Origin of the sequence: Lipingzhangella halophila, assembly GCF_014203805.1 — a bacterium.
GTDB classification, from domain to species: domain Bacteria; phylum Actinomycetota; class Actinomycetes; order Streptosporangiales; family Streptosporangiaceae; genus Lipingzhangella; species Lipingzhangella halophila.
Window position 1 is genome coordinate 342,005 of sequence record NZ_JACHJT010000002.1, and the last position, 14,705, is coordinate 356,709.

Below are 14,705 nucleotides of genomic sequence, written 5' to 3' on the forward strand. Positions count from 1 at the left end.
CCGGGGCCGCGGGCCCACCTGGTCAGCGGGGCGACCCGCTGGCGCGTCTCCCCCGCCGCCGACCAGGTCCTCGTGGTGCGGCCCCGCGCCGCTCAGCGCCCGCGCCACTGCGACCTGCGCCCGGAGGTGAAGGCCGCCACCCCCGACCGGAAGTCCTCACTGCCGTAGACGCGGTCCACGATGTCGGTGCCGTCGGGAACACCCTCCGCCAGAAACCGCCGTGTGGTCTCCTTGGCGGCCCACATCGTGAGGGGTGCGTGACCGGCGAGACGTTCCGTCAGCTCGCGGGTCGCCGAGTCGAGCTCTCCATCCGCAACGAGACGGGTGAGGAACCCCGCTCCGTCGGCCTCCTCGGCGCTGAGCAGGCGCGCCGTCAGCAGTAGGTCCATGGTGCGCGTCGGGCCGAGATGGTGCACCAGGAGCGCCTGGATCGGCGGCGCCAGGCAGTTGCCGAGCGTGCGGGCGATGGGCACCCCGAACTGGGCCGACTGGGTGGCGACCCGCAGGTCGCAGGCTGCGGCCAGGCCCAGCCCGGCGCCCACGCAGTAGCCGCTGACCGCCGCGACTGTCGGCTTGTCCACCTGGATCAACCGGTTGATGACCGCATCAACGTGCTCCTCGTAGGCGACACCGTCAGCGCCGCCTTCGAACTCGGCGAACTGCCCGATGTCGGTTCCGGCGACGAACGCCTTCTCGCCCGCCCCGGTGAGTACCATCGCGCGGACATCGTCGTCGCGGTCGGCCTGCTCGCACGCCTCGACCAGACCGTCATACATCGCCCAGGTCATGGCGTTGTGCCGGCTGGGCCGGTTGAACGTGACCGTCAGCACCGGACCGTCCACCGACACCAGGAGCTCGTCCGTGCCCACGTCGGAGGCGGGCTGCCCGCCCGTCATGGCCGGCCTACAGCGATCGGCGCGAGGTGCGGGGCGATCCAGAAGCGGTCATACGCGGGTGTGCCGACCGCACCGTAGTCTGCGTTGGCGATGGCGTCCTCCTTGCGGTCAACGGCGGTCGCGGCGCCGCGTGAGCAGCTTCACGTCGTTCACGATGGTAAGCGTCACCGAATTCGCCGTTCACACGAGGTCCGGTGATCCGCGGATTGGTTGTTTCGAACCGGCGAGCGGCCCCTCCCGGGGCCGCTCGCGAACGTGGATCATCGGGGCCGCCCGGCGGCGCGCGGCCCGGAGCGAACCCGCGGTCTCACTCCGGGGCGGGCATCAGGAGCGAGGCCGGGCACCATTGAGCGGGAATCGCGATCCGCGCGGTCGCGCGGGGGTTGACCACCTGGCTCACCCGCAGGTCCGACACGACGCTGGTCAGCCGGTAGGCATCGGGCCACTCCAGGTTGTGCCACCGCGCCATGAGCGTCACCGCCTCGCGGAAAGCGTCTCGTACGGCGGCGTCCAGGGTGGTGCGGCTCGCGAGGACCTGCACCCCGTCGGCTCCGAGCACCAGGGGCCAGCGGCCGGTGTGCTCGTTGAGCCGTTCGACGCGTAGCCGTACCTCCCCCGCGATCTCGACACCGGTACCACCGAGCTCGCCGTCACCCATCGCGGCGTGCAGGTCGCCGACGCAGACTCCGAGCCCGGGCTGGTTGACCCGGACAGCCAGGGCCGTGCCGGCCGTGAGAACGCGCGTGTCCAGGTTCCCGCCATGCTCGCCGGGTGTGGAGCCGGGCACCGTCTCGTGCGCCGTCGCGACACCAAGAATCCCGACCATGGGGTGCAGGCAGATCCCCACATCGGGGGTGAGCCACGCCCGGCCGCCGGACACTTCGAGTAACCGGGTCGACGGGCGTTCGACCATGTCACCGAGAACGCCGAGCCCCGGCGTGAGGGCCATCACGCCGGGGCTCGCGACCTCGATGCGCTCGATCACGATCCGCGCCCACTCTCCTGGGCGCGTTCCGGTGACGGAGACCGGGCCGCTGGCGCGGTTGAACCGCGCCATGTCGATATCCGGGCGAAGCACGCGCTCGTCGGAGATCTGGCCGTCGTAACAGTCGACCGTCCGAACCGCGAAGCTCTCCCCGAGCCCGACCGCCGCCACTGCCTCGAAGTGCGCGGAGAACTCCGTTGCGGCACGGTCAGCGGTCAGGACCCGCATCTCAGCTCCAGCCATCCGGCACGAGACCGGTCGCGCTGAGCAGGGAGTACACGAAGGCGAGACCGAACACCGTCACCAAGGTCGCCTGCAGCGCGGGGTGCGCGACCCAGCCGGCCCGCCACGCGGGCTCCTGGTCGCCCGCGGCGCGGGCGCGCCGCAGCATAAGCACGGGCACGATCGACATGATCGCCCCGGCGAACCCGCCCGCGTAACCGAGCGCGGAGACGAAGCCGGCGAGGCCGATCGTGGCGATCAGGAACGGCGGCACCGCGATGAGCGCCAGCGCGGCGAGCCGGTGTCCGGGTGATCCCGTTGCGGGCCACCGGAAGCGGTCGAAGATGTTGGTCATCAGGGTCAGCCCGATGGCCCAGAACGACGTGAGCATCGCGAGCAGGGCGAAGATGTTCGCGAGGTAGTACGCCAGTGTCCCAAGCCCCTCGCCCCAGGCGATGGTGATGACCTCGCTCACGCCATCGCGTCCCATCATGCCGAGGGCGGCGAGCGGGACGAGCGCCAGCAGGAACCCGGTCGCGCACATACCGGCCACCACGGCGCGCGGAAGCGCACGCGGGGAGTGGCTGGCGAGGCCGCGCGCCAGCTCCGGCACCGTGTACTGGGCGATGAACGCGAAGACCGCCAGGTTGATGATCGGCACGACGAAGTACGGGTTCATGTAGCTGACGTTGGCGAGCTCGATGCCCGGGCCGATGAAGGTCCATGCCGAGAGCAGCAGGATGATCGCCAGCATGGCGATCGTGATCGCCTGCTCGGAGCGGCCCGTGGCCTTGAGGCCGAGCCAGATCACCACGACCCCGGGAACGAAGAAGAGCGTGCTACCGAGGAGCGGGGAGATGCCCAGCAGGTCGGCGAGGATGCTGCCGCTTCCGCTGGCGTAGGCGATGAGGGCGCCGAGACCGTTGATGACGACGCCGGCGAAGATGAGCCACGACCCGACGTTGCCGAGGTACTTGCGTGCGAGCCCCGAAAGCTGGAGGGGTTCCTTGGTCCGCAGCGACACCTCGGCGACGTACAGCATCGACACGGTCGTGAGGAAGCCGGCGATCGCGAGCGCGACCACGAGCGCCAGGACGCCGCCGTTGCGGGCGCCGAACGGCAGGCTCAGGATGCCCGCTCCGATGTTCGCCCCGAAGATGATCGCCGCGCCTTGCCAGAACGTGATCGATACTGACCTGGGCTCGGTGCGCTCAGCGCGCTCGTCCGTACTTTCGGTCACTTGGGTTCCTCTCGTTGGCGCATCGACATGCGCGTGGGGGGATTTACCAGCTGAGCGGCTGCCCGGGCAGCGAGCACGGGCCGTCCCGCTCGAAGGGAGGAGGAATTCCTCAGGGGCCCGAAGCGGTCGGGAGAGAACGCCGCTTCGCGCATCGTGGGAGCGTCGTCGACGATGCCGCGAGCCAGGAGCTCGCCGGTCACCGGTGCGAGGACCAGGCCCCACATTCCGTGGCCCGCGGCGACCACGAGGTCGCGGCGCACCGCGCTGCGGCCGATGGAGGGGACACCGTCGGCCGTGCAGGGCCGCAGCCCCGCCCACGTTTGCAGGGTCCGGCGGAACCGCACGCCGGGCAGGCCGCGCTGCCCCGCGGCACGGATGGCCGCGACCCGCGACGCGTTCACCGAACGCGGGTCACCGCCGAGTTCGAGGGTCCCGCACAGGCGCAACCGGTCGGCGTAGGGCGTGGCGACGACCTTGGACTCCCGGAAGGACAACGGGATGCGCGGCCCGTCGCCGTCCACCTCCGCGTCGACGACGTAGCCCTTCGCGCCCTCCATCGGCATCCGGATACCGACGCTCTCGCACAGGCGCCGGCTTCCGAGCCCGGCCGCCACGACGTACGTGCCGGCCACGATCCGGCCCTCGGGGGTGTCGACGCCGGCGATCCGATCGCGTGCCGCCGGAACCAGGGACGCTCGCGTACTCCACCGGATTTCCGCCCCATGGGACCGCGCCGCTTGCAGCGCAGCGCCCACGAACTGCTGGGACCCGACCTGCGCCTCGTCCGGGCGGAAGATCGCTCCGGCGACGGGCCCGAGTGCGGGTTCCCGGTCACGCGCCTCGCCGCCGGTGAGTACCTCGCTTTGTTCGACGTCGGTGTGCAGGCCCGCGGTGGCATTGTTCAGGGCGCGCTCGGTCAGGAACACGTCCAACGCGCCGTTCGCGCGGTACCCGGTGTCGAGGCCGCGCTCGGCGTACTCGGCGTGCAGGCGGGTGCTGTGCACCGCCAGCTCCTGCATGCGCGCCGTCAGCTCGCGCGCCCGGGTCGCCCCCGAGGAGCGGACGAAACGCGCGAACCATGGCGCGAGCCGTGGAGCCGGGTGCATGTGGAACGGACTGTCCGGTTGGAACATGTACCGCATGCCGGCCATGACGTTCGCCGGGGTCGTGAGCGGTTCGACGTGGCTGGGGGCGAGCAGCCCGGCGTTCGCGTACGAGCAGCCGTTGCCGATATCGGGTCCCTCGTCGAGCACGATCACCGAAGCGCCGCGCCGCGCGCTCTCGTAGGCGATGCTGGCACCCACGGTTCCGGCGCCAATGACGACGACATCCGCCGAGGTCGAACGCATCCCCACTTCACACCCCTTCTTGTCGCTGCAGGTCTCGCCGAACGTTACGGCGCCGCGTGGGGAAAAGAATCAGCCCTGAGGGATGAGATCCGATGAATCCGCTGCGTATACCACGTGTACGGTAGATCGTCGGGTATGGGCGATTTGTCGGGTCATGGAGGTGCGTGTGAGTCCACGAGTCATCGAGATCCTCCTTGTCGAGGACCATCCACTCGTCCGGCTGGGCCTGCGCACCGTGATCGACGCCCAGCCCGATATGCGTGTGGTGGGGGAATCGGCATCCGCCGACAGCGCGGTCGCCGCGGCCCAGGAACTCACGCCCGAGCTCGTCATCCTTCCGTTGCGCCTCGAAGGGGAGCTTCGCGGTGTCGAGCTGTGCCGCGAACTGAAGAGCGCGCGGCCAGCGGTACGCGTGCTCATCTACACCTCCTACAACTCGGCGGAGGATGCCTCAGCGTCGTTCCTGTCCGGGGCCGACAGCTTCGTGTACAAGGGCGAGGAGTCCGCCCGGCTGCTCGATACGCTCCGGGCGACGGCCGCTGGCCGGCGCACGTGGCTGCTCGGTGTCGAGACCCAGGACCAGTCCGCGCGGCTGGAAGACGCCGTCGAGCGGTCGGGCCTGACCCAGCGCGAGCGGGAGGTGCTCGGGTTCATGCTGCAGCGGTTCACCAACGCCCAGATCGCCAACGAGCTGTTCATCGAGCTGCCGACGGTCAAGACCCACGTGCGAAGCATCCTCGCCAAGCTGGGGTTGCGTAGCCGCCAGGAGCTGTTCAGCTCTACGGCGAGCTCCCGGACGAACGCCTAGATCGGCGATGTGGGGCGGGTGGTTGGGCTTCCGACGTGGGCAGCGAGGGCAGCAGGTGGGTCAGCCCGCGGTAATCGGTGCGGGTGCCCGCCGGTAACCCACCCAACGAGAGCGGCGAAGACCGGCCGACGGGCCAACCCCCGAGAATCGCGACTGGTGCCCGATAGTGACGCGCACAACGAGGGCGGCGGCGACTGGTGGTGGGGTCCAGCGGGGATGTCCGTGGTGTCGTTCTCGGTGCTGGGGTGTATCGAGGGTGACTGTGAGGCCGTTCTCGGCGCTGAGTGTGTCCGTGCGGTCAGTTTCGGTGCCGTGTGAGCCCTCGTGCGCCTGCTATGTCCTGATTGCGAATCTTCTGAGTGACGGCCGTGCAGTTCTGGCCGACGATCGCGTGGTTTTGACGATTTCACGCGCGAGAAATTGTCAAAACCACGCTATAACCGAGAACGCCCCCACGAACCCCCGCAGCAACCACCACCCACCGGTCTTCGCCGCCCCCGTCACACGCGCCACCACCGGGGATCCATACCGGCACGCGCCCATCCCGGCCATCCGGCGCCTTCGCTGCCCACGTTGGGCGCGCCACCACGCACCCCATCACCGAGCTAGCCGTCAACCTCCGTCAGGCGCTCGCGGGCACGCGAGGTGTTCGGGTGATCCGGGCCGAGTGCCTTCTCCCACGCTTTCAGGGCCGCCGCCAGGCTGTCGCGCGCCTTGTCGACGTCCCCGCGCTCCAGTGCTGTCAGCGCCAGGTCGTAACGTGCGTCGGCGGTTTCGGGGTGCTCGGCGCCGAGCACCCGTTCCCGATGTTCGAGGACCTGACGGAAACCCTGCTCCGCGGTGTCCAGCTCGCCTTTCTTCAGCGCAACGTTGGCGAGGTTCTGCACCACGAAGCCGGGATCGCCATCGGGGCCGGCACCGCTGCTGTCCTTGGCGTGCAGTACGGCGCGGAAGCCCTCCTCGGCGGCGTCCCAATCGCCGCGTTTCATGGCGACGAGGGCCAACTGGTGCCGGGTGTTGAGCGTATCGGGGTGGTCGGCGCCCAGCGTGCTCTCGCGTACCGCCAGCACCGACCGGAAGAGTTCTTCGGCCTCGTCGAGCTGATCGAGGACGATCAGGGCGTCCCCCTGGTGGTGCCGCGCCCGGAGGGTCACCCGGTGGGTGGCGCCCAGCGCCCGCTCTGCCGCGGCTGCCACCGCGGACAGGTCCGATCCGGCGCGTTCCGCGTCGCCGCGCAGCAGCTCCAGCCTGGCCCGCCGAACCTCGGTCTCAAGAGTGCCGGGGTGGTCGGCGCCCAGCGCGCGGGCCCGCACCTCGCCCAGGGCACGGTAGGCGGCGTACTCCAGGGCGAGATCGCGGTCCGGCTGGGCTTCGAGCAGGCGCTGCACGTCCTCCGCGACCGCGGCGGCACGGTCACCAAGGTCGTCGCGCGTGGTCTCGGCGATGAGGGGATGGACGTGCAGCGCCCTCTCCTCACGCGTGTCCACGACGGTGACGAGCCCGTGCACAGCCAGGGCGTTGAGGGCACGGGCGACGGCCGGCTCGTCCAGGGAGCCCTCGCCGGGGTCGCTGGTGCCGCCGCGCAACAGCTCCACCGGCAGTCTGCGCAACGGCACCTCCACGCCGTCGGCACCGAGGACGGACAGCAACCGCAGCAACGGTTCCGCCTGTGGAACGTCGGACATCAGCTCCATCGAGGCCCTCCAGGTACCAGCCAGGGTCGCGCGCTCGGGATCGCCGGCGCCGTACTCGCGGGCCAGCGGACGCGCCAACTCGTCGATCCGGGAAGCGGACTGGGCGATGTGCGCCCGAACCGCCTCGAAGTCGCCGAACATGGTGCGGTGCGCCGACCTGACCCGCCCCGCCAAGGCGAGCGCCAGCGGCACCCCGCCGAGCCGTTCGGCCAGGGCGTCGACGCCGGCCGCATCGGGGCCTCCGCCGTAGTCACCCAGGATGGCGGCGGAGGTGGCGGAGTCGAGTGGCTCCACTCGCCGGAGTACCGACGGCGCCCACACGTCGGGATCGTCAATCCGCGTCGTCACCAGCACGAACCCCTTCGCGCTTGCGCGCAGCCACCCCACACCGTCGCCGGGGCGGTGGTCGGGGTCGAGCTCCTCCGGGCGGTCCACGTTGTCGAACACCAGCAGCCACGGGGTGTCGGCGGCCTCCAGGTGCCGCCACACCCACCGCGCGGCGCGCCTGGGCGAGGAGGCGTACCGTTCGGCCTCACCCATCGGGGCACCGAGTTCCACGGCGGCTTCGAGCATCGATGCGGGCACGCTTCCCGGACGCACCCAGAAAACCTCTCGCCCCAGCGCCATCGCCTTCTCAGCGACCGCGACCGCAACCGTGGACTTGCCGATTCCGCCGGGGCCGGTGAGGACGTGCGGCTGCCCCGCCCTGGCCCGCATGGCGGCGACCAGCTCGCCCACCAGAACCGCCCGACCGCGGACCTCGCTCGGCGGCCGCGGGACGTCCAGGCTGACGTCGGCCGCCGGGGACACTGGCACACCGGTGTGCACGTGCACCCCGCCGTGGACCTCATGAGCCTGCAGGAGCGTGCCGTGGACACTCCCGGTAGCGGTGTTGCCAGTGGGACGCGATGGGTCGGGGGATTCGCGGGGTATGGACATAGGGCTATCGTGCCGCCGCTCGCGGGATTGGTCGAGAGGCACAGGCCCGGCTGCCGGATGCGCGCCCCACCGCGGCGCCGACCGGAGAACCTCACCAACAAGAGTCCGCCCGGGCCCCGGCGGTGTCAAGACTCCTCCGCGCGGCGCCGGGCCCACGTTGCGCGCGCCCCGGACCCGGGTAGCCGGTCCCACGTGACCGCGAAGGAGGCGAACCATGGTGAATCTGGCGGACGACCCGGAGGTCCAGAAGTTGTGGAACGACTTCCACTCCCTTGTGAACATGACAAGCGAGGAGCTGCGCAAGTGGTTGCTCACCACGAGCTCCGGTGAGGTCGCGTTCGACCCGAACGAACTTCCAGAGCAGGGCCGCGCCATTGTCGAGATCCTGAACAAACGGCGCGCCGACCTCACCCACAACGACCTCGACGTGATGCGCACAACCGTGGAAACCGTCCGCGAGCGGCTGGCCGACCCGCGGCGCGAGGACGACGACTGGCGGCACGAACTCATGTCGATGGGCCACGACCCGCTCAAGCCCGACTCGGAGCGGCCCGACGAGGAGAACCTTCCGGAGCCGCCCGGCAACGAGCGCTCCGCAGAACCGGCCGAATGAGAGGCCGGCGGTCGGCGCGCCGACCGCCGGCCGGCCCTGCGCGCGACGCCGTGCCGGTGCGGCCCACCATGGGCCGGTCCGGGACACGGCGCCGCCGCTCCCGCTACGGACGGAGCGCCGCCCTGCTGGAAGGCAGCAGGAGCAGCACGGTCAGCGCGACGCAGAAGCCGAAACCGAGGAACCCCAGCGGATCCCCAAGAGTGATTCGGTTCACCTGGTAAAACGCCATCAGGACGAGCAGGGTGACCACAATCCCGAGGACGATGTGCCCGGTCCGCGGGAGCAGGTAGGCGTAGGTCGCGCAGAGGATCGCGAGCACGGCCGGCACCGTGGCGACGCCCACACCGACGGAGCCTCCAGTGCGGAGCACGGCGCTCAGCGCGCTGAATAGCAGAAGGCCAGCCATGCCCCAGAGCAGGACGCGGGCTGCGGTCAGGGGGCGGGGGGTGGTGCGTGGCATCGGGGGTCCCGTACGGCTCGAAGGTCACGAGGCGGTCAGTGCTGCGCGTGCCGGTCGCTGCCTCCAGGGGGCCGTCGGGACGCGACAGACGGTCCCCTGGAGGCAGCGACCGGATACTGCCGTCCTGCCGGAATTCGCGGTGACATCCTAACCGCCGCCAGATCGCTTGGCCCCCTCCACCAGACGCGGAGTGCTTAGGGGCCGGGTCGGGCGCCGCCGGGGTTCTGAGGGTCCGGAGGCGGGGGAAGCGAGGAACGAGCGACCACACCGCAGGACCCGAAGGTTCCCGGCCTCCAGGCGCCCGAAGTTGCGGCAATGGAGCACAGCGAGCGCGCCAGCTTGCCGCCCAGCATTGGTACACCGTCCACTCCGCGGCAAGCTGGCACCCTCCTCGCTGCGCTCGGAGACGCCCCATTGCCGCACCCCCAAGAAAGCCACACGTCCCTCGGAGCGCCTAATCGCTAGGACCGGAACGGGCACCGCCGGGGTTCTGAGGGTCCGCGGGTCGGGCCGACCGCCCGTCACACGTGGTCGCGCGGGATGCTGAGGTTCCAGTTCCGCGACAGTACCCGCTGGCGGCCCTCGTAGGCGTCCAACTGGGCGTGCAGATGGAAGTCGTTGGCGTCCGACGTCAGCACGGTGCGGGTGAACGTGGAGACCCGCCAGTCGCCTCGTTGGAATCCCATCTCCCACTCGACGTCGCCGTAGACCGAGCCGAAGTCGTCGTTCGTCCAGCCGTAGCGCTCCACGGTGCGCCGGGTGACGTCCAGGTTGATGTCGTCGATCCGGACGACGCCGAGATCCTTCACCACGTCCAGGGCGGACACGTAGTCGATCAGGTCGCGCGACACCGTCCACCGTTCGTCGCCCGGCTTGATCTGCGATGTCGCTATGGGCGCGCTTCCCTCGGGTTCGGCGAATTCGCTTGGCTGCGGCTCGTCGGACGCGTCCACGGGGCGGATCGGCAGGGTGAGCGTGCTGTCGCTGGGGTACACGGTGAGGAACGTGGGGCGCGGCGGCGGCCACGCCAGCGGCCAGTACGAGGTCGAGATCGAGAGCCGGATGCGGTGCCCCGCGGGGAACGCCTGCGCCACGCCGTTCATCGGGATGGTCACGTGGTACCGGCGGCCCGGTTCGAGCATCGCGGGGGCGTTGTGGCCGTGCCGGTGGGTGAGATTCAGCAGGCCGTAGCTCACCCGGGTGGCGCGGCCCTCGGGGGCCACGTCGGACAGCCGCACCGCGACCATCGCCACCGGCTGGTCCACCGAGAACTCCAGGCCCACCTCGGGGGCGCCCAGGATCTCGCAGCGCTCGGTCAGCTCATCCGTGTCGTAGATCAGTGACCCACCGTCCTCCTCCCGCTGGTCGTAGGGCAGATCGGGGGGAGCGTTGTAGGAGCACCACTTACCGGCGAACTGTCCCAACGACAGCGGGGACTCGATCGTCTCCTCCGACTCGTCGCACTCTTCGTCACCGCGCCAGCGGATCTGGTTGCGCGCCAGCGGGAAGCATTGGTTGCCGAACCGGTCCGTGGGCCAGGTGCGCTCGCCCACCCAGCGGCCGGGACGCTCGGTATAGGCCGTGGACGGCGGCACGCTGTCCTGCATGAAGATGCGCAGCATGGGCTCGTCCATGATGCCGTTGTCCTTGTCGTCCTTGAGCCAGCGGTCCCACCAGCGCACCAGCTCCTGCAGGAAGCCGATCGCGGGGCCCGGCTTGCCCAGGTGCGGGTACTTGTGCGACCACGGCCCGATAAGGCCCTGCCGGGGCACGTCGAGGTTGGCGAGCATCCGGAACACCGCGTTGGAGTACCCGTCGGCCCAGCCGCTCACCGCCAGCACGGCGCACTCGATGTCGCGGTAGTCCTCACAGACCGAGGCGTGCCGCCAGTAGCCGTCGCGCCGTTGGTGGGTCAGCCACTCCTCCAACCAGAGGCCGCTGCCGCGCAGCCGCTCCTCCCACATCTCCCGCCATCGCGACCCGGCGATCTCCGGGTCGGGTGGGCACGAGGTGTAGGCGAACATGGTCGACGCCCACGAGAGGTTGTCGCTCAGCAGACAGCCGCCCATGTAGTGCACGTCGTCGGCGTAGCGGTCGTCACTGGAGCACAGCGTGACGATGGCGTCAAGGCCGCGCGGCCGGCGGGCGGCCAGTTGCAGCGCGTTGAACCCGCCCCAGGAGATGCCCATCATTCCGGCCCGGCCGTTGGACCACGGCTGGTCGGCGAGCCACTCCAGTACCTCCTCGCCGTCGACCAGCTCGCGTTCCAGGTACTCCCCGGTGAGGACCCCTTCGGAGTCGCCGCTGCCGCGCAGGTCCACGCGCACACACGCGTAACCGTGCCCGGCAAGGTAGGGGTGGTGCATCGAGTCCCGAAGGGCGGTCAGGTCCCGCTTGCGGTACGGGATGTATTCCAGGATCACCGGGACCGGTTCGTCGTCGGACGACACCGGCCGCCAGATCCGCGCGGCGAGCCGCACCCCGTCCGACATCGGAATCCACACATGTTCGTGCTCCGTGACCTCCTCGGGTGTGGTTGTCACCGTGCGCATCGACACCCTCCTAATCGAACTCGAACGGCAGCTCCTCGACACAGGCCGCGTACTTCTCCCGCATCCCCGCCTCGTCGTCGGCGCCGACGTAGACCCGGGCCAGCTCGTAGCTGTAACTGTCCTGGCCGTGCTTCTCGGAAAGCCGCTGGCCTTCGCGCACCTCGACCTGGACCCGGACGCCGGGGATCGTGCGCTCCACCCGCGCGATCTCCTCGGAGGTGGGGACATGCCGCACCATGCCGTCGGCGAAGCGGCGCAGGAACCATGCCGCGGCCACGTCGTAGGGGCCCTCCCGGTGCGGGACGTCCGGCGGGCGCCCCAGCGCGAGGTCCACCATGATCTGGTGGTTCGGCAGGCCGTCGACCATCTCGAACAGCAACGCGTGCGACTGCGAGTGCCGCGGGTTGATCTCCAGCAGGGAGATGGCGCCGGTGGTGGGGTTCCAGAAGAACTCGATGTTGAACGTCGTCGAGTCCAGGCCCATGCGCCGCGCGACACGTGTGGAGATCGAGGAGAGCCGTTCGACGACCGTGTCCGGCAGGGAGGTGGGGTGCTGGTAGCGCAGGAAGCTCGGGCTGTCGGCGTAGGTGTGCGCGTCCACCACCCCGTAGACGCGCGCGTGGCCGTCGGCGCTGTATCCCTCGACCGTGATCTGCATGCCCTCGGCCGCCTCCTCGGCCAGGCAGGACCGGCCGCCCGCCGCCGCGACCTCCGGTGGCAGGTCGACATGCGAGAGCACGAAGTTGAACGGCGCGCCGACCCGGTCGATGCCCCCGGAGATCCGGCGCGCCGCGCTGTCGAACTGCTCCTCGTTCTCGACCAGGAAGGCGAGCTCCGAGGAGGAGGACTTCACGGGCTTGAGCCACATCGGGAAGCCGACACCCTCGGGCGGGGAGGGCTCCTCGTCCAGGCGCACCAATCCGAACGATGGATACTCGTCGATCACCTCGGCCTGTGTCAGGCGGCTCCAGTACTTGTGCTCGCAGCGCACAACAGCGTCGAGTGGTGCGCTGCGCAGCCCGAACTCCGCGCACAGCAGCGGAACCATCGAGCTGACCGGGAAGTCCCAGTAGCCGATGATCGCGTCCACCGTCCCGTCGAACGACCGGAGTTGCTCGCGCGCCTTGTCGAGCAGCTCGGGAAGCGGGATCTCCTCGGTCCCGACCAGCTCGTCGACGTCCAGCAGCGTGTGGAAGCGGTAATGCGCCAGGTGCGGCAGACTCTGGAGGGTTTCGAGGTTGATCTGGTCGAGCCCCAGGACGAAGATGTTCTCGCGCATTGCGGGCTTCCCTTCCATCGGCATCGTGTCGGCCCCCGGTGGCCGCTGCCCGGTGGGAATTCCGGAAATCCTGTACAGGGCCCCTCTTGGAACCCACTGCCACGGTCACTGTCCGGTAAACCCGCGCTTCCCGGGACCGCGGCCTTGCCCGGGGGCGCTCACGCGGCCGCGTCGCCGTGCCGCCGCGGCACACCGGCACGGGCGGCGTGATGGCATCCTTGGAGGAATGGACCAACCCGAGGTGTGCCTGCGGTTCGCGGCCGAGTTGCGGCCGTTCCTGCCGTCGCGCAAGAGGGGCGCCGCGGACCTGCGCGTGCCCCACGACGGCACGTCGACACTCGGGCATCATGTGCAGTCCACCGGGGTGCCGCTGACCGAGGTGGGAAACCTCGTCTGCAACGGGCGCCGGGTGGCGCCGGCGCACCGGCCCGAGCCCGGCGACAGTGTGGATGTCCACGGGATCGACCGGCCGCAGCGGGCTCCGGTCTGGCCACCGCGTTTTGTCCTGGACGTGCACCTCGGCGCGCTGGCGCGCCGGCTGCGGATGGTGGGGGTGGACACCGCCTACGGCAACGACCTCGACGACGACGAGCTGGTCGAGTGGGCCAACGCCGAGCAGCGGGTGCTGCTCACCCAGGACCGCCGGCTGCTGCACCGCCGGGTGCTCGTGGCGGGCGCCTTCGTGCACGGGCACGACCCGGATGACCAGGTACTGGACGTCCTCGAACGGTTCGCCCCGCCGCTTGAGCCGATGAGCCGGTGCACGGCGTGCAATGGCACGCTCGAAAGCGTCGACAAGAGCGAGGTGGCGCACCGCCTGGAACCGGGGACCCGGGCGACCTACGACACCTTCGCCCAATGCCGGGAGTGCGGCCGGGTGTACTGGCCGGGGGCGCATCACGACCGCATCAGGACCATCGTGGACGCGGCCCGGCGAACCGTCGCGGCCGCGGCCGAGCCGGCGGAGGGAGCTGACTGAGCTGCCGCACGCGCCACGGCTTGTGGACCCGTGCCGGGCGGCTCCTCCCCACCGCTGTTCTCCTCGCGGCGGCCGCATACCTCACGCTCGCGTTCGCCTACAACGTCCCCGGCATTCCGCGTAGCCCCACACAATGGCGCGGCGCCACTCCGGTTCGGTGTGGCGCCCGCTAGAGGGCGGCGAGCGCCTTGTGGCCGCCGCTAGCCGTCCGTCCCGTTCTCGTCGATGCACGGCGAGGACGCGCCAAGCGACAGGTCGCCCTGCTTGCTCTCGCGGACCGACATCGTGAACTTATCCTCATCGTGGCGCACCGAAATGAACTGGTCGTCGGGGCGCTGGTCCGCCTCAACCGTGTACCCGTTCGCCGACCAGTACTCGTGCAGCGCCTCGACGTGCTCCTCGTTCTCCTCAGCCGGCAGGCCGTCCAACCAGTACCTCTTGCTCACCGTGATGTACTCGTCGTTCTCGCACGGAGCGCTGGAGCCCCCGAGCCGTTCCAGCTCCAGCGAGTCGGGGAGGGCGGTGACCGTCTCGTTGATGTGCTCCCCGGCGCGATCCCGAGCCTGCTCCTCATTAAGCGGGCTCTGCGGCCCCTCGTCACCCGACTCTCCGCAGCCGACGAGCATCAGCAGGACACCGCCACCGCAGGCGAACCGTGACAGCCAGGTCATGCGTACTCCGTCCATCTC

13 protein-coding genes are annotated in these 14,705 nt (G+C 70.2%); 4 read left to right on the top strand and 9 right to left on the bottom strand.

Features of this window, described 5'->3' with window-relative positions:
• Positions 1-92: 92 nt before the first annotated feature.
• From F4561_RS28570 to F4561_RS28585, 4 genes are all read right to left on the bottom strand, one after another.
• Positions 93-896 carry an enoyl-CoA hydratase/isomerase family protein gene (locus F4561_RS28570; RefSeq protein ID WP_184584815.1) on the bottom strand — a complete coding sequence of 268 codons (804 nt, stop codon included), beginning with the start codon at positions 894-896 and terminating at the stop codon, positions 93-95.
• Positions 897-1,203: 307 nt separating this feature from the next.
• Positions 1,204-2,109 (bottom strand): acetamidase/formamidase family protein, encoded by a 906-nt coding sequence (locus F4561_RS28575; protein WP_184584816.1) that lies wholly within the window; start codon positions 2,107-2,109, stop codon positions 1,204-1,206.
• Between the two features lies 1 nt (position 2,110).
• Positions 2,111-3,343 carry an aromatic amino acid transport family protein gene (locus F4561_RS28580; RefSeq protein ID WP_184584817.1) on the bottom strand — a complete coding sequence of 411 codons (1,233 nt, stop codon included), beginning with the start codon at positions 3,341-3,343 and terminating at the stop codon, positions 2,111-2,113.
• A complete protein-coding gene (locus tag F4561_RS28585) occupies positions 3,340-4,692 on the bottom strand; it encodes an NAD(P)/FAD-dependent oxidoreductase (RefSeq protein WP_184584818.1) in 1,353 nt (450 codons plus the stop codon). The genes F4561_RS28580 and F4561_RS28585 overlap by 4 nt, the downstream gene beginning before the upstream one ends.
• Positions 4,693-4,858: 166 nt before the next feature.
• Here F4561_RS28585 and F4561_RS28590 point away from each other — a divergent pair, with 166 nt between their 5' ends.
• Complete coding sequence (locus F4561_RS28590; RefSeq protein ID WP_184584819.1) at positions 4,859-5,500, top strand: response regulator; 642 nt, start codon at positions 4,859-4,861, stop codon at positions 5,498-5,500.
• Positions 5,501-5,656: 156 nt separating this feature from the next.
• Positions 5,657-5,818: a hypothetical protein gene (locus tag F4561_RS28595; protein ID WP_184584820.1), complete on the top strand. Its 162-nt coding sequence runs from the start codon at positions 5,657-5,659 to the stop codon at positions 5,816-5,818.
• 287 nt (positions 5,819-6,105) lie between these two features.
• Here the strand turns inward: F4561_RS28595 and F4561_RS28600 are convergent, their stop codons facing one another.
• Positions 6,106-8,133 (bottom strand): tetratricopeptide repeat protein, encoded by a 2,028-nt coding sequence (locus F4561_RS28600; protein ID WP_184584821.1) that lies wholly within the window; start codon positions 8,131-8,133, stop codon positions 6,106-6,108.
• Between the two features lie 214 nt (positions 8,134-8,347).
• Between F4561_RS28600 and F4561_RS28605 the strand changes: the two genes are divergently transcribed.
• Complete coding sequence (locus F4561_RS28605) at positions 8,348-8,746, top strand: DUF3140 domain-containing protein (RefSeq protein WP_184584822.1); 399 nt, start codon at positions 8,348-8,350, stop codon at positions 8,744-8,746.
• Positions 8,747-8,849: 103 nt separating this feature from the next.
• Here the strand turns inward: F4561_RS28605 and F4561_RS28610 are convergent, their stop codons facing one another.
• The 3 genes from F4561_RS28610 to F4561_RS28620 form a co-directional block, all read right to left on the bottom strand.
• Entirely contained in the window at positions 8,850-9,206 is a 357-nt protein-coding gene (locus F4561_RS28610; RefSeq protein WP_184584823.1) for a hypothetical protein, read from the bottom strand.
• A gap of 521 nt (positions 9,207-9,727) precedes the next feature.
• Positions 9,728-11,758 carry a CocE/NonD family hydrolase gene (locus tag F4561_RS28615; protein ID WP_184584824.1) on the bottom strand — a complete coding sequence of 677 codons (2,031 nt, stop codon included), beginning with the start codon at positions 11,756-11,758 and terminating at the stop codon, positions 9,728-9,730.
• 10 nt (positions 11,759-11,768) lie between these two features.
• Complete coding sequence (locus F4561_RS28620) at positions 11,769-13,037, bottom strand: ATP-grasp domain-containing protein (protein WP_184584825.1); 1,269 nt, start codon at positions 13,035-13,037, stop codon at positions 11,769-11,771.
• A 226-nt stretch (positions 13,038-13,263) separates the two neighbouring features.
• Here F4561_RS28620 and F4561_RS28625 point away from each other — a divergent pair, with 226 nt between their 5' ends.
• Complete coding sequence (locus F4561_RS28625; RefSeq protein WP_184584826.1) at positions 13,264-14,016, top strand: Mut7-C RNAse domain-containing protein; 753 nt, start codon at positions 13,264-13,266, stop codon at positions 14,014-14,016.
• Positions 14,017-14,216: 200 nt separating this feature from the next.
• On the opposite strand, the gene F4561_RS28630 is transcribed toward F4561_RS28625, so the two are convergent.
• Positions 14,217-14,687 (bottom strand): hypothetical protein, encoded by a 471-nt coding sequence (locus tag F4561_RS28630; protein ID WP_246438177.1) that lies wholly within the window; start codon positions 14,685-14,687, stop codon positions 14,217-14,219.
• Positions 14,688-14,705 lie beyond the last annotated feature (18 nt).

Bases quoted from the DNA above. Each gene is read 5' to 3' on its own strand.
- F4561_RS28615 (WP_184584824.1), bottom strand. From the start codon at position 11,758: ATGCGCACGGTGACAACCACACCCGAGGAGGTCACGGAGCACGAACAT.
- F4561_RS28630 (WP_246438177.1), bottom strand. From the start codon at position 14,687: ATGACCTGGCTGTCACGGTTCGCCTGCGGTGGCGGTGTCCTGCTGATG.
- F4561_RS28585 (WP_184584818.1), bottom strand. From the start codon at position 4,692: ATGCGTTCGACCTCGGCGGATGTCGTCGTCATTGGCGCCGGAACCGTG.
- F4561_RS28620 (WP_184584825.1), bottom strand. From the start codon at position 13,037: ATGCGCGAGAACATCTTCGTCCTGGGGCTCGACCAGATCAACCTCGAA.
- F4561_RS28605 (WP_184584822.1), top strand. From the start codon at position 8,348: ATGGTGAATCTGGCGGACGACCCGGAGGTCCAGAAGTTGTGGAACGAC.
- F4561_RS28600 (WP_184584821.1), bottom strand. From the start codon at position 8,133: ATGTCCATACCCCGCGAATCCCCCGACCCATCGCGTCCCACTGGCAAC.
- F4561_RS28610 (WP_184584823.1), bottom strand. From the start codon at position 9,206: ATGCCACGCACCACCCCCCGCCCCCTGACCGCAGCCCGCGTCCTGCTC.
- F4561_RS28575 (WP_184584816.1), bottom strand. From the start codon at position 2,109: ATGCGGGTCCTGACCGCTGACCGTGCCGCAACGGAGTTCTCCGCGCAC.
- F4561_RS28625 (WP_184584826.1), top strand. From the start codon at position 13,264: ATGGACCAACCCGAGGTGTGCCTGCGGTTCGCGGCCGAGTTGCGGCCG.
- F4561_RS28570 (WP_184584815.1), bottom strand. From the start codon at position 896: ATGACGGGCGGGCAGCCCGCCTCCGACGTGGGCACGGACGAGCTCCTG.